The organism is Hydrogenophaga sp. ZJX-1 (genome assembly GCF_048590325.1).
Classification (GTDB): domain Bacteria; phylum Pseudomonadota; class Gammaproteobacteria; order Burkholderiales; family Burkholderiaceae_C; genus Hydrogenophaga.
Genome location: NZ_JBMBRA010000008.1, coordinates 111,082 through 123,908, shown reverse-complemented (window position 1 = coordinate 123,908; position 12,827 = coordinate 111,082). Strand labels below are relative to the sequence as shown.

Genomic DNA, 12,827 nt, shown 5'->3' with positions numbered 1-12,827 from the left:
GCCTGAGGACAACGGGTGTTTCCCGCAGCAAAGTCAAGGAGGAGGCCTGCGCAGCAGGCCGGGGGACATTCGCGGAGGGGAGCGCCCGTTGTCCGCGCCAACGCCCACCCGCCGCCCATCAGATCCTGCCTTCTTCCACTGCGTGACACGCGATGCGAACACCACCGATCATCTGCAACTCGGGCCGCTCGTTCCGACACCGCTCATTCACATGCGGGCAGCGTGGATTGAACGCACAGCCGCTGGGCGGATTCAGCGGGTTGGGCACTTCGCCTGACACCGGCGTCCGCGCCTGACCAGTGTCGTGCATCTTGGGAATGGCGTCGAGCAGCATGCGCGTGTAAGGGTGGCGCGGGGTGTCGAACAGCGTGTGCTTGGGCGCCAACTCCACCAGCCTCCCCAGGTACATCACGCCCACCCGGTCGCTCACGTGACGCACCACCGCCAGGTTGTGGCTGATGAACAGATAGGTCAGACCGCGCTCGCGCTGCAGGTCTTTCATGATGTTGAGCACCTGCGCCTGCACGCTCACATCGAGCGCCGAAGTCGGCTCATCGCAGACCAGAAACTCGGGCTGCGTGGCCAGCGCTCGCGCGATCGAGATGCGCTGGCGCTGCCCGCCGGAGAACTGGTGCGGGTACTTCACGCGGTCGTGCGGCGACAGGCCCACGGAATGCAACAAGGCATCGACGCGAGCGCGCAGGGCCACGGGTTCGGTCTCGATGCCGTGCTCGCGCAGCGGCTCGGCGATGATGTCTTCCACCACCCAGCGCGGGTTGAGGCTGGCGTATGGATCCTGGAAGATCATCTGGATGCGGCGACGCAGTTGGCGGCCCGCCGGCGTCTTGAACGCCGCATGGGCATCCTGCCCGTCAAACTCGAATCCGCCGCGGGTCGGCTCGTACAGCCCCACCAGCAGGCGCGCCACCGTGCTCTTGCCACAGCCCGACTCGCCCACCAGGGCCAGCGTCTCACCGCGCTGGATGTCAAAAGAAACCCCGTCCACCGCGCGCAAGAGCTGTCGCGGCTGGCGTTCAAGCATCCGGTTGAGCCAGGGTGCCGAGACGTCGAAGGTTTTGGCCAGGTCGGTGGCACGTACCAGCGGCGCCTGGGACTCTGGCAAGCCCTCTTGCGAGAGCACGGGTGTCTGCGATGAAGCCAGCGCTGGCTCGTGGCGCAACACCGCTGGATCAGTCTGGTCCGAATTCATGCCTCCACCCCCTGCGCAAGGATCTGCGCCGCGGACGACCCGGCATGCAACCAGCAAGCCGCCCGGGTCACGCCCGCGGGCATCAGATCGGGGCGCTCGGCGTGGCAGCGGGCAAACACCCGGTCGCAGCGCGGGTTGTAGGCACAACCGGCCGGAATCGCATTGAGCCGCGGCATGGCGCCATCGATCTGGTGCAAGCGCTCGCGGTCCACGCTCATGTCCGGAATGCAGGCCATGAGTCCGGCGGTGTACGGGTGGGCCGGGTGGTTGATGACTTCATGCACCGGGCCGATCTCGGCAATGCGCCCGGCGTACATCACGGCCACGCGGTCGCAGGTCTCGGCGATCACGCCCATGTCGTGCGTGATCAGCATCACGGCGGCACCGCGCTCTTTGCAGATGGTCTTGAGCAGCGTGATGATCTGGGCCTGGATCGACACATCGAGCGCGGTGGTCGGCTCGTCGGCCACGATCAGCTGCGGCTCGGCCGCCAGCGCCAGCGCAATCACCACCCGCTGGCGCATGCCTCCCGAGAACTGGTGCGGGAAGTGGTCGATGCGCTGCTCGGCCGCCGGAATACCGGTGTCGCGCAGCAGCTGAATGGCGCGTTTGCGCGCTTCCGCCTGATTCACCGGCAGGTGTGTGGTGATGGTTTCGATCAGCTGGCGTCCGACCGAGTACAGCGGGTTCAGCGAGGTGAGCGGATCCTGGAAGATGGCGCCGATCTGGCGCCCGCGTACCTTGCGCATTTCATCGAACGGCAGGTTGTCGATGCGGCGGCCTTCCAGCAGGATCTCACCGGATGCCACACGCCCGGGCGGCTCCAGCAGACCGATGATGGAAGCGCCCGTGAGCGATTTTCCCGCACCGGACTCGCCCACCACGCCGAGAATTTCGCCGGGCGCGATGTCGAAGGAAATGTCGTCGAGCGCACGCAAGGTGCCCCTTCGGTGGGGAAACTCGACAACGAGGTTCTTGACTTGCAACAGGCTCATCGTGGTTTACCGGAGTCTTGGGTTGAGCGCGTCGCGCAGCCAGTCGCCGAGCAGGTTCACTGAGAGCGCGATCAGCACCAGCATCGCGCCCGGGAAGATGGTGATCCACCACTCACCCGAGAACAGGTAGTCGTTGCCGACCCGGATCAGCGTGCCCAGCGAGGGCGAAGTGGGCGGTGCGCCCACGCCCAGGAACGACAGCGTGGCTTCGGTGATGATGGCGGTGGCCACCTGGATGGTGGCCAGCACCAGCACCGGCCCCATGACGTTGGGCAGCACGTGGCGGCGCATGATGCGCAGCGGCGCCACGCCCGTCACCCGCGCGGCCTGCACGTATTCCTTGTTGCGCTCCACCATGGTGGAGCCGCGCACCGTGCGAGCGTACTGCACCCAGCCCGTGAGCGTGATCGAGAGGATGAGCACACCAAAGGCCAGCGAGTCGTGGGCATCCGGAAACAGAGCGCGCCCCACGCCCGCGATCAGCAGCGCCACCAGGATGGCTGGGAACGACAGCATCACGTCACACAGGCGCATGAGAAAGGCGTCCACCCACCCCCCCAGAAAACCCGCCAGCAGACCGAACGCCACACCGATCACCACGGACAGCACCACCGAAGCCAGACCCACCGCCAGCGAAATACGCGCGCCGTATATCAGGGCAGAAAGGATGTCGCGCCCCTGATCGTCGGTGCCGAGCAGGAACTGGGACACACCACCCTCGCTCCAGGCCGGTGGCAGGCGCGCATTGGACAACTCCAGGGTGGCGAGGTCAAACGGGTTGTGCGGGGCCACCCAGGGGGCAAACACCGCACAGAACAGGCAGACGAAGGCGATCGCTGCCGCGACCATGGCGGTGGGCGATGTGCGGAAACTGTGGCCGACATCACTGTCAAGCCAACGGCGAACAAAGGCAATCAAGTGAGGTGCTTTCGATGGGTGTGAACCAGCCAAGTGGCGGAACAGAAGGGAAGCCCATCCAGGGCCAGCGGGAACCGGCTATGCCGGGGCCGCTGCTGGCATCCCCTTGGGGGGAAGCCGCGCAGCGGCGCAGGGGGGAGCGCTACTTCACGCTGATGTATCGGAACGGCATCTGGTTGTCGGCCCGTTGCGTCAACTGCACGTTGTTGGCCACACCCCAGGCCAAGGCCTGCTGGTGCAGCGGCAGATGACCCACGTCGTTCGAGTGCAGGGTGAACGCTTCCTTGATCATGGCGTTGCGCTTGGCCTGGTCGGTTTCAGACTGGATCTTGAGCGTGAGTTCGTCCACCTTCGGGTTGCAATAGGCACCCAGGTTGAACTGGCCCGACCCCTTGTCGTCCACGCAGCGGATCAGTGCATTCAGCACGTTGTGCGCGTCGTAGGTGCTGGGCGACCAGCCCAGCAGGTAGAAACTGGTGTCGCGCTTGAGCACCTTGGGGAAATAGGTGCCCTTGGTTTCCACCTGCAGGTTGACCTTGACACCGATGCGCGCCAGGTTGGCCGCCACCGCCTGGCAGATGGCGCCATCGTTCACGTAGCGGTCGTTCGGGCAATTCATGCCGACCTCGAAGCCGTTCGGGTAACCGGCCTCGGCCATCAGCTTCTTGGCGGCCTCGGTGTCGTACGGCAGGCGGGTGTTCATGGCGGGATCAAACCCGTTGATGCCCGGGCCCACCAGCAGCGCCGCCGGCGTGGACGCACCACGCATCACCGTTTTCTGAATGCCGTTGATGTCGATCGCCTGGTAGAAGGCCTGGCGCACGCGCTTGTCCTTGAACGGGTTCTTGCCCTTCACGCTGGAATTCAGCAACTCGTCGCGCTTCTGGTCCATGCCCAGAAAAATCCAGCGCAGCTCGGGACCCTGGAGCACCTTGGCCTTGCCGCTGGCGTTGACGCGTGCCACGTCTTGCACGGGCACCGGCTCCATCACGTCCACCTGGCCCGACAGCAGCGCGGCCACGCGGGTCGAATCGTTGCCAATCGGGGTGTATTCCACGTTGACCACGTTGCCTTCGATCTTGCCCCAGTAGTTGCCGTTGCGCACGAAGCTGGATTTCACGCCGGGCTGTCGCTCGCGCAGGCGGAACGGTCCCGTGCCGTTGGCGCGGAACGACGCGGCGTTCTCAACACCTTTGCGGCGGTCCACCGGACGGGTGGCTTGGTTCTCCTCGCTCCACTGCTTGCTCATGATGTAGAAGAACGACAGCACCCCCGGCAGGATGGGGAACGGTGCCTTGGTTTCAAACTCGACCGTGTAGGCGTCGATCTTGCGCACTTCCTTGATGTCGTTCGTGTAGCTCTTCATGTCCGAGCCATCACCCGACCCACGGGCAAAACTGAACAACACATCGTCGGCGGTGAAAGGCTTGCCGTCATGGAACGTCACGCCCTTGCGCAGTTCGAACCGCCAGACGTTGGGCGAGGTCTGCTTCCAGCTGGTGGCCAGCGCGGGCTCCAGCTGCAGTTCCTTTCCGCGGGTGACCAGGGGCTCGTACACATTGCCCGTCACGCTGAGTTGCAAGGACTCGTTGAGCGAGTGCGGGTCCATCGACAGCGCATCGCCCTGGTTGCCGATGCGCACCGTCTGCGCCTGCGCGGCTCCCAGGGTGGCGAGGGCGGCGGCCACCGCACAGACCGTCAACGTTTGCTTGAACTTCATGAGTCGCTCCTAGGCGTGGTTGGGAAAGTGGAAAACATCAGTCGGCGCTGGCCAGCGGCATGCCCTGCTCGATCAGGCCCGCGTGCAGTGCAGCGCCCAGCGGCAGCACATCGTCGTTGAAATCGTAGCGGCTGTTGTGCAGAAAACAGCTGCCCACGCCGTTTTCGGCGCCCTGGCCGAGCCGCAGATAGGCCCCGGGCTTGACCTGCAGCATGAAAGAAAAATCCTCGGCGCCCATACTGGGCTCCAGGTCGCGGTCCACGTGGTCGTGCCCCAGCAGCTTCTGAGCCACTTCGGCAGCGAACCGGGCCTCCTGGCGGCTGTTGATGGTCGCGGGGTAAATGCGCTCGTAATTCACATGGGCCGCGGCGCCCAGTCCCAACGCCACACCGGAACACACCTCGTGCAGCCGGCGCTCGACCAAGTCCTGCACCTCCGGACTGAAGGTGCGCACCGTGCCCACGAGCGTCGCCTTGCCCGGCGTTACGCTGAAGGCGCCCATGTCGCCAGCCTGCATCGCGCACAGACTCACCACTGCACTGTCGATCGCACGCACATTGCGCGAAACAATGCTTTGCAGTGCCGTGATGATGTGGGCCGAGACCAGCACCGGGTCCACCGTCTGATACGGGTGTGCGCCGTGGCCGCCTTTGCCGGTGATCTCGATCGTGATGCGGTCGGCCGCGGCCATCATCGGCCCGGGGTTGATGCCCACCGTCCCCGGACGCATCTGCGGCCAGTTGTGCATGGCGTAAACCGATTGCACGGGAAAACGGTCAAACAAACCTTCCTCGATCATCGCCTTGGCGCCGGCAAATCCCTCTTCGCCGGGCTGGAAGATCAACACCGCCGTGCCATCGAACTGCCGGGTTGCGGCGAGGTAGCGCGCCGCACCCACCAGCATGGTGGTGTGACCGTCGTGGCCGCAGCCATGCATCATCCCGGGCTTGAGGGACTTCCAGGCAAAGTCGTTGTGTTCGGTCATGGGCAGGGCGTCCATGTCGGCCCGCAAACCGATCATGCGACCGCTCTGGCGCTGACAACCGTGAACCACCGCCACAACCCCGGTCTTGCCGATGCCGGTGTGGACTTCGTCCACGCCACACACCTTGAGCGCCTCGACCACACGCTGCGCGGTGTAGTGCTCCTCGAAACCGATTTCGGGGTGCGAGTGCAAATCGCGCCTCAACGCGGTGAGCTCGGGGTGGTACGCCGCGATGTGCGCGAACGCGCGGCCATGTGCCTTGATGCGGGGCGCCAGCAAGTCAGTGCCCTCCCGCTTTGTCGGCACGCAGGCGCGGGTCAACGGCGAAATACAGCAGGTCGACGATCAGGTTGATCACCACGAAGATCAGGGCGATCAGGCACAGGTACGCCGCCATCACAGGGATGTCTGCAAAGGTCACTGCCTGGATGAACAGCAGGCCCATGCCCGGCCACTGGAACACGGTTTCGGTGATGATGGCAAAGGCGATCAGGCCACCCAATTGCAAGCCTGTGATCGTCATCACGGGCACGAGGGTGTTTTTGAGGGCGTGTCCGAAGTGCACGGCCCGGTTGGTGAGGCCGCGCGCGCGGGCAAACTTGATGTAGTCGGTGCGCAGCACTTCCAGCATCTCGGCGCGCACCAGCCGCATGATCAACGTGAGCTGGAAGATCGCCAGCGTGATCGCTGGCAGCGTGATGTGCAACCAGCCTTTGCCAGTCAGCAGCCCGCTGCTCCACCAACCCAGTTGCACCACGTCGCCACGGCCAAAGCTGGGAAACCACCCCAGTTGCACGGCAAACACCAGGATCAGCAAGATGCCGATCAGGAAGGTGGGCAGCGAAACCCCCAGCAGCGAGATCGTCATGAACAGCTGGCTGGTGAAGCTGCCGCGCTTGAGCGCTGCGTACACGCCCATGGGAATACCCAGCGCCAGCGCCATCACGCCAGCCACCAGCGCCAGTTCCAGCGTGGCCGGCAAGCGCTCACCGATCAGCCGTGACACTTTGGCCCCCTGGCGCAGACTGAGTCCGAATTCGCCTTGAACGGCGTTGACCAGGAAATGCCAGAACTGCACCACAAACGGCTGGTCAAGCCCGAGGTCGACGCGGAGTTCGCGAATCTGTTCTGGCGTGGCGTCCTGCCCCAACAGGAAGACGACCGGATCACCCACATACTGGAACAGCATGAAGGCGATCAAGGCCACGCTGACCATCACCACCACAGCCTGCGCCAGGCGCCTGAGAATGAATGCGAACATCTTGTGGGGAAGAAGAGAGGGTCAACCCAGCCGGTGGGCGACACCCTGCCGTCTGACTGAAATCAGTTTACCTTGATGAGGCGCAAGTCCATCCGGTTGTCGGTGCGGTGCACCACCTCGGTGTTTTTCTTTATGGTCCATGGGATCACCTGATTGATTCGGGGAATGCGGACCCCAACGGCCAACGCTGCACACCAGAGCGTGAGCGGTGTTCTCATTGCTTGACATCTAAATGAATGACGGTAGCCGCACTATGCAACAACCGTTCCACAACCCAGAACGGGACTAACCCTAGCGGTCTCTGGCTGGACACCGACTTCATCTCCACAGGTTTGCCCAGCCCGACCCGTTCAATGGCCCACGGCGCGGTGGCACAAAACCGGCAAGTTGTCCCCGCAGCCTCCATCGATTGGCTCCAGCGTCTCATATGTACAACTATTTAGTGAAGTGTATACATGACAAACCAAAGATATTTGTAGTTTCCTTTGCGATATCACTTGTCGCTACAGATTGGGTCTGTTTAAAATCGAGCACCGTCTCTGGCAGGGGCGAAAAGGGTTCGAAATGGCAACAGACAAACAACTGGTTCCTTCTTACGTCTCATACAGATCTATGGAGACGTTCTTTACTCAGCGCCGTGAAGACGGCCACGTCACCGACGTGGTTGATAAATCACTGATGACGAACTTCTCCGGCGCAACTGCGAACGAGCTGCTGTCGGGGCTGAAGTACCTGAAGTTGGTTGACGATAAAGGCGTACCGTCACCGGCATACAAAACCTATGTTCTTGCCACAGATGACGAGCGCAAAGTTTTGATGGGTGAGATTCTGAGGAGCGCATACCCTTGGCTCTTCGACACCACTAAGTTCAACATCGAGCGCGCGACTCAGCAGCAGTTCGTTGATCTGTTCAAGCTGCAAGGTCCGACAGGCAGCACTCTTTATCGGGGTGTTGCCTTCTTTTTAGGCATGGCGAAGTTTGCAGGCATCAAGGTGTCGTCAAACCTTAAGGTGCCAACTCAGCCGCGGGTGCCGTCGCAGCCAAAACCCAAGAAGGACGCCGGAAAGTTGGGCAATGGCAATGGCCACAATGACGATGATCCAGCTGATGATGGCGCCGGTGGTGCTGGCAGCACCGGTACACAGACCTTCTACATTCCAATTCCAATCGACCGCCGAGTAAAGATCGTCATCCCTGCGGACTGGGCGCCAACTGACTGGGACAGGTTAACCAAGATGCTGCAGCTGTACGTTGAGGGCTGGAAAGAACTAGCCCCAACTCACAAAGTCGGCCCCAAGAAAGACAAAGAGGTCCAACCAGAAGAATGATTGGACCCCTTTGAATGTTTAGGGGGGTGATCTGGTATGGGGTCCGGCTTTCCATCCAAGTCCCCGGGGGTTCAAATCCCCTCACCTCCACAAACTGCGCGCGTGGTGAAACGGTAGACACAGCGATCTTTAAAATCGCCACCTGGCAGGGTATGTGGGTTCAAATCCCACCGTGCGCACCACTTAATTATAGCGAGTCAGTCAGTTTTTGCTAGGCTTTTGAGGCCTCTTGCCCGCCCTAGTTTTCTGAGGCGGGAGGCCCTTCGGCGGCGGTGTCGCCAACATCCGCAACAGGACCTGGTTGAACCCTGGTGGAGACATGTTTTCTACTTGCGGCTCGCTGGATGGCGGCTTCCCGCTTGGTGCTTTCCCAGACATCTTTTCTTTCAAGTTAGCCACGATAAGTGAGGCGCTTGCCCTCGATGCCTTTTAGGGCTATTTGCATGCGTGCCACATCGTTGACGCCCTGAGATTGACGGGTGTTCCAGCGGAAGTCGAACTCGTTGCAGTACCGCTGCAAATGTTGCTCGCTAACGCTGTGGAAAGTGCCGATCAGGCCGCGCTTGAGCAGCGCGAACGATGCCTCTACGGTGTTGGTGGTGACGTCGCCACGAGCGTATTCGTTCTGACCGTGGCTCACGGTTTCATGCGAGGCGAACGCTTTAGAAAACGTCTTGTAAGCGCGGGCCTCGTCGGTCATGAGACGGGCGCTGGCGCTGATCTGAGACTTGAGCACCGCGCCGAGCGTCTTGCCGTTGACGTTGGGGATGTGGAACGAACGCTTGTTGCCGTTGCGCTCGACCAGCGACACCACCATCATTTTGTGATGGACACCGGGTCGCTGCTCCAGCTTCTTGCCGTTCGCGTCTGTGGCGGTGCCCCAGAAGGTTTCGTCGGCCTCAACGATGCCAGATGAACCGGGACCGCCAAGCAGCGTCGAGTTGTCGCCCGTCATCGCTTCGCGGATACGGTGGGACATGAACCATGCGGTCTTGTAAGTCACACCGAGCATGCGCTCAAGCTGTTTGGCGGAGATGCCTTTCTTGCTTGCGCACATTAAATGCACAGCCATAAGCCACTTGTTAAGCGGGACCTTGCTGTCTTCGAAAACAGTACCAACGGTCACTGAAAACTGTGACCGGCAATCGTTGCACTTCCACAAGCCGGTCCGATGGGCAATGCCTTGCATCTGCCTTGCGCCACCAACGACGCCGCAGTGAGGGCAGACGACACCGTTCGGCCAACGAAGCGCCTCCAAGTACGTTCTTGCTGCGTCAACGTCTTGAAACTGAGGCTGGTTGAGGATTGCTTCGGCCATGGTTGTTGCTCCTGAGTGGCCCGATTATTCGCTTTTGAACGTGGTTTGTCAAGTACATACTTCACACTATTTATGTATCAGCTCAGGCCCATTCATTCAAAAATCCCGCATATCCCCCAAACGCGGGAGGGACATTCAATGCCGACTCCTCTAAATTTCGCCTAGGTGTGTGTGGCACGCCAACGTCGCGCCCAGCTCAAACCCGAGCAACAGCGCTTTTGCAATCTTTAGCCAGGGAGTTTTGAATGATCAGGAAGATGATGATGGCCTTACTCGCGCTGATCGCCGCCAGCGCATTTGCCGCCGTTGACGTGAACAGCGCCAGCGAAGCCGATCTCGACAGCATCAAAGGCATTGGTCCAGGCACCTCGACCCGCATTCTGAGTGAACGCAAGGTGGGCAAGTTCAAGGATTGGGCGGACCTGATCCAGCGGGTTTCCGGTATCGGCGAAAAACGCGCGGCGAAGCTGTCAGCGGAAGGACTGACCGTCAATGGCGTCGCACACCAGGCCATTTCAGCACCCGCCAAGCCCAAGCTGGAGAAGACGGTAACCAAAGCCACTCCAGTTGCTGGAAACGCGCAATAAGACAGCCGACCCACCAATGAAAAAGCCCCCGGGGAAGCGTCCCCGGGGGCTTTTGTTCTGCGAATCCAACGGCCTCAGGGCCGTCTGGGATATCAGAACTTGTGGTTCAGGCCGATAGCGAAGATGTCGGCATCGGTACCCGTTGCCTTGCGGTCTTCAGCACGGAAGCCGGTGTACACCATGGTGCGCTTGGACAGGCTGTAAGCTGCGGCCACACCGAAAGCGCTGTCGCTCTCGGAAGCACCGTCTGCCTTGGAGCTGGCGTAACCCACGGACAGCGTGAACGCGCCCAAGGGAATGTCAGCGCCAAGCTGGTAGGAGTTCACTTTAGCGTCGGCAACGCCACCAGTGTCTTTGGTCGTGTAGTAGCTGGCGAGCAGCTTGGCAGCGCCCAGATCGTACGAGCCGTTGAGCATGGTGCCCTTCTGGCCGACTTCGTTGGTTTCGTAGCCGAGGGCCACAGCCACAGGGCCACCAGCGTATTTCACGTGACCAGCGGAGATGCGCTTGGCACCAGCAGGAACGTTGCCGGTCAGTTGCGTGCTCACAGCACCACTGACACCAGCGAATTCAGGCGTGGCGTAGTACAGCTGAGCATCGGCAGCGCCGGTGTAGCTGTTCTGCCAGATCGCGTTGGCCGACAGCGCCGAGTCAAAGCCGCTGTTGGAAGCACCAAAGACGTCGTCCATGGCGTTCCAGTTGCGACCCAGCTTGAGGGTACCGAATCCACCGGCCAAGCCGACGTTGGCTTGACGATCGAACAGCTTGTCGTTGGTCGAACCATCACCCAAGCTCAGCTTTTGCTCGAACTGGAAGATGGCAGACAGACCGCCGCCCAGATCTTCAGAGCCCTTGAAACCCACGCGGCTGGTGTTCACACCACCGCTGCCGGCAGCAGCCGACTGGCCTTTGACCTTGGCCACGTAGATGTCGGCGATACCGTACAGGGTCACGCTGGACTGGGCCATGGCAGCGCCCGAAGCAGCCAGAACGGCCAGAGCAATCAGAGACTTTTTCATGAGATGTTTCCTTGTTTGAAAAATCCAGTCCCGTATATCGAAACCGGCTGTGAAGCGAAATCACGCTACAAATACTAAACCGCGCTCTCGGCCCCACAAGGGTTTTCCCGCAAAAAACGACCAGGCTTGTTCAAGTTTGTCGGTTTTTTGACACAGCGACCTACCCCAGAAGAAACCAGAAGTGAGCCATAAGACCACATGCAACGAAACCACCAATAAAAAAACCCTGCCGGTCAACCGGCAGGGTTTTTGATTCGGAGCGGTCGCCGGCTCAAGCCGGCGCCAGATCAGAAATTGTGGCGAACGCCCAGAGCCAAGTGGTTGAAGTTCTTGGCATCCTCACCCTTGCCATCACGGACGATCGCTGCGTAGGTGAAGGTGCGCTTGCTCAGAGCGTACTTGGCTTCAACCAGCAGATCGGTGTCTTTGGCTTCGGTGTCGCGTGCGACATCCAGCGTCAGGGTCACAGGGCCCATGGTGGTGCTGCCGCCCAGCGTGAAACCCTTGGCAACGCCGGAAGGATCCATCACGGAACCAGCCAGCTTGAAGCCACCGAAGTCATAACTGGCGCCCAGCACCTTGCCGGCTTCGGCATCCTGGAGCTTGTCGTAGGAGAAGGCGACAACGATTGGGCCATTGCGGTAGATGGCGTTCAGGTTGTTGCGTGCACGCTCAACGCCTTCAACCACGTTATTTCCCTTCAGCACGTGAGCAAAGGCGACGGAGAAGCCAGCCATGCTGGGGGTCGTGTACATGATCTGGGCGCTGCTGCGGGCGGCTCCCAGGAAACCGAACTGCGAGCCGACCACTGAGTAGTTGGCGGTGCCGGTCAGTTCCCAAGCGGCGATGCCGTAGAACGCCGGGGTCAGGCTGCGACCCAGGCGCAGGTCACCGAAACCGCCACTCAGGTTCATCCAGGCTGCACGTCCGAAATCACCAGCGCCGGAGGTGGAGATGGAGCCGTCGCCCAAGCTGAGACCTTGTTCGAAAGTGAAGCCTGCCTTCAGACCGCCACCGAGATCTTCGGTGCCGCGCACGCCCCAACGGCTGGTACCGTTGTTCAAAGCGCCAGCGCTCATCACAGCCGCAGAGGTGTCGGTCGACTTGGTCAGTGCCACGTCGGCCACGCCGTACAGAGTCACGGAAGATTGAGCGAAGGCGGCGCCGGTGGCAGCCACGGCGGCCAGAGCAATCAGGGTCTTTTTCATTGAGAGTATCTCCAAGGTTGAATAAGAGGCCGTGGGTCTTAAGCCCTCGAGCCAACCTCCGTTCGTGGAAGCTGTTGCGATTGCACCAGAAGGGGAAGCCCGATGCAAAGCTTTCAGCCATCGGGGCATCGCTTTGTTGCAAACAGGCCACAAGTCATACAACCCAAGGCGTTTCGAACCGTCAACAAAATAAGGGTAAATACTAGGTATGTCGCCTATCTGCGGGAAAATGGCTTTCTGTCCGGCCCAATTGGTACCGAACCAACCTCCTGGAGAT

Annotated in this window: 11 protein-coding genes; 2 read left to right on the top strand and 9 right to left on the bottom strand. The window is 61.1% G+C overall.

The features are described from left to right. Nucleotides 1–118: 118 nt before the first annotated feature. From ACN5W5_RS20570 to ACN5W5_RS20545, 6 genes are all read right to left on the bottom strand, one after another. Entirely contained in the window at nucleotides 119–1,210 is a 1,092-nt protein-coding gene (locus ACN5W5_RS20570) for an ABC transporter ATP-binding protein (RefSeq protein ID WP_420050311.1), read from the bottom strand. Then, complete coding sequence (locus tag ACN5W5_RS20565) at nucleotides 1,207–2,205, bottom strand: ABC transporter ATP-binding protein (RefSeq protein ID WP_420050310.1); 999 nt, start codon at nucleotides 2,203–2,205, stop codon at nucleotides 1,207–1,209. The genes ACN5W5_RS20570 and ACN5W5_RS20565 overlap by 4 nt, the downstream gene beginning before the upstream one ends. 6 nt (nucleotides 2,206–2,211) lie before the next feature. Beyond that, on the bottom strand, nucleotides 2,212–3,123 hold the full coding sequence (locus ACN5W5_RS20560) for an ABC transporter permease (RefSeq protein WP_177133001.1): 912 nt from the start codon (nucleotides 3,121–3,123) through the stop codon (nucleotides 2,212–2,214). Nucleotides 3,124–3,265: 142 nt separating this feature from the next. Continuing rightward, nucleotides 3,266–4,843, bottom strand: coding sequence for an ABC transporter substrate-binding protein (locus ACN5W5_RS20555; protein ID WP_420050309.1), 1,578 nt, complete (start codon nucleotides 4,841–4,843; stop codon nucleotides 3,266–3,268). 37 nt (nucleotides 4,844–4,880) lie between these two features. Continuing rightward, a complete protein-coding gene (locus ACN5W5_RS20550; RefSeq protein ID WP_420050308.1) occupies nucleotides 4,881–6,107 on the bottom strand; it encodes a M20 aminoacylase family protein in 1,227 nt (408 codons plus the stop codon). A 1-nt stretch (nucleotide 6,108) separates the two neighbouring features. After that, nucleotides 6,109–7,089: an ABC transporter permease gene (locus ACN5W5_RS20545; protein WP_420050307.1), complete on the bottom strand. Its 981-nt coding sequence runs from the start codon at nucleotides 7,087–7,089 to the stop codon at nucleotides 6,109–6,111. Nucleotides 7,090–7,653: 564 nt separating this feature from the next. Between ACN5W5_RS20545 and ACN5W5_RS20540 the strand changes: the two genes are divergently transcribed. Next, entirely contained in the window at nucleotides 7,654–8,418 is a 765-nt protein-coding gene (locus ACN5W5_RS20540) for a DUF5343 domain-containing protein (protein WP_420050306.1), read from the top strand. A 391-nt stretch (nucleotides 8,419–8,809) separates the two neighbouring features. On the opposite strand, the gene ACN5W5_RS20535 is transcribed toward ACN5W5_RS20540, so the two are convergent. Beyond that, nucleotides 8,810–9,736 carry an IS1595 family transposase gene (locus tag ACN5W5_RS20535; RefSeq protein WP_420050305.1) on the bottom strand — a complete coding sequence of 309 codons (927 nt, stop codon included), beginning with the start codon at nucleotides 9,734–9,736 and terminating at the stop codon, nucleotides 8,810–8,812. 245 nt (nucleotides 9,737–9,981) lie between these two features. On the opposite strand from ACN5W5_RS20535, the gene ACN5W5_RS20530 reads away from it, so the two are divergent. Next, a complete protein-coding gene (locus ACN5W5_RS20530) occupies nucleotides 9,982–10,323 on the top strand; it encodes a ComEA family DNA-binding protein (protein ID WP_420050304.1) in 342 nt (113 codons plus the stop codon). A 92-nt stretch (nucleotides 10,324–10,415) separates the two neighbouring features. Here the strand turns inward: ACN5W5_RS20530 and ACN5W5_RS20525 are convergent, their stop codons facing one another. Together ACN5W5_RS20525 and ACN5W5_RS20520 are read right to left on the bottom strand one after the other, a co-directional pair. After that, on the bottom strand, nucleotides 10,416–11,342 hold the full coding sequence (locus tag ACN5W5_RS20525; protein WP_420050303.1) for a porin: 927 nt from the start codon (nucleotides 11,340–11,342) through the stop codon (nucleotides 10,416–10,418). A gap of 287 nt (nucleotides 11,343–11,629) precedes the next feature. After that, on the bottom strand, nucleotides 11,630–12,550 hold the full coding sequence (locus ACN5W5_RS20520; RefSeq protein ID WP_420050302.1) for a porin: 921 nt from the start codon (nucleotides 12,548–12,550) through the stop codon (nucleotides 11,630–11,632). Nucleotides 12,551–12,827: the final 277 nt, after the last annotated feature.

Excerpts from the sequence above, each read along its gene's own strand:
- ACN5W5_RS20570 (WP_420050311.1), bottom strand. The coding sequence starts at position 1,210 with ATGAATTCGGACCAGACTGATCCAGCGGTGTTGCGCCACGAGCCAGCG.
- ACN5W5_RS20545 (WP_420050307.1), bottom strand. The coding sequence starts at position 7,089 with ATGTTCGCATTCATTCTCAGGCGCCTGGCGCAGGCTGTGGTGGTGATG.
- ACN5W5_RS20555 (WP_420050309.1), bottom strand. The coding sequence starts at position 4,843 with ATGAAGTTCAAGCAAACGTTGACGGTCTGTGCGGTGGCCGCCGCCCTC.
- ACN5W5_RS20565 (WP_420050310.1), bottom strand. The coding sequence starts at position 2,205 with ATGAGCCTGTTGCAAGTCAAGAACCTCGTTGTCGAGTTTCCCCACCGA.
- ACN5W5_RS20530 (WP_420050304.1), top strand. The coding sequence starts at position 9,982 with ATGATCAGGAAGATGATGATGGCCTTACTCGCGCTGATCGCCGCCAGC.
- ACN5W5_RS20535 (WP_420050305.1), bottom strand. The coding sequence starts at position 9,736 with ATGGCCGAAGCAATCCTCAACCAGCCTCAGTTTCAAGACGTTGACGCA.
- ACN5W5_RS20520 (WP_420050302.1), bottom strand. The coding sequence starts at position 12,550 with ATGAAAAAGACCCTGATTGCTCTGGCCGCCGTGGCTGCCACCGGCGCC.
- ACN5W5_RS20540 (WP_420050306.1), top strand. The coding sequence starts at position 7,654 with ATGGCAACAGACAAACAACTGGTTCCTTCTTACGTCTCATACAGATCT.
- ACN5W5_RS20525 (WP_420050303.1), bottom strand. The coding sequence starts at position 11,342 with ATGAAAAAGTCTCTGATTGCTCTGGCCGTTCTGGCTGCTTCGGGCGCT.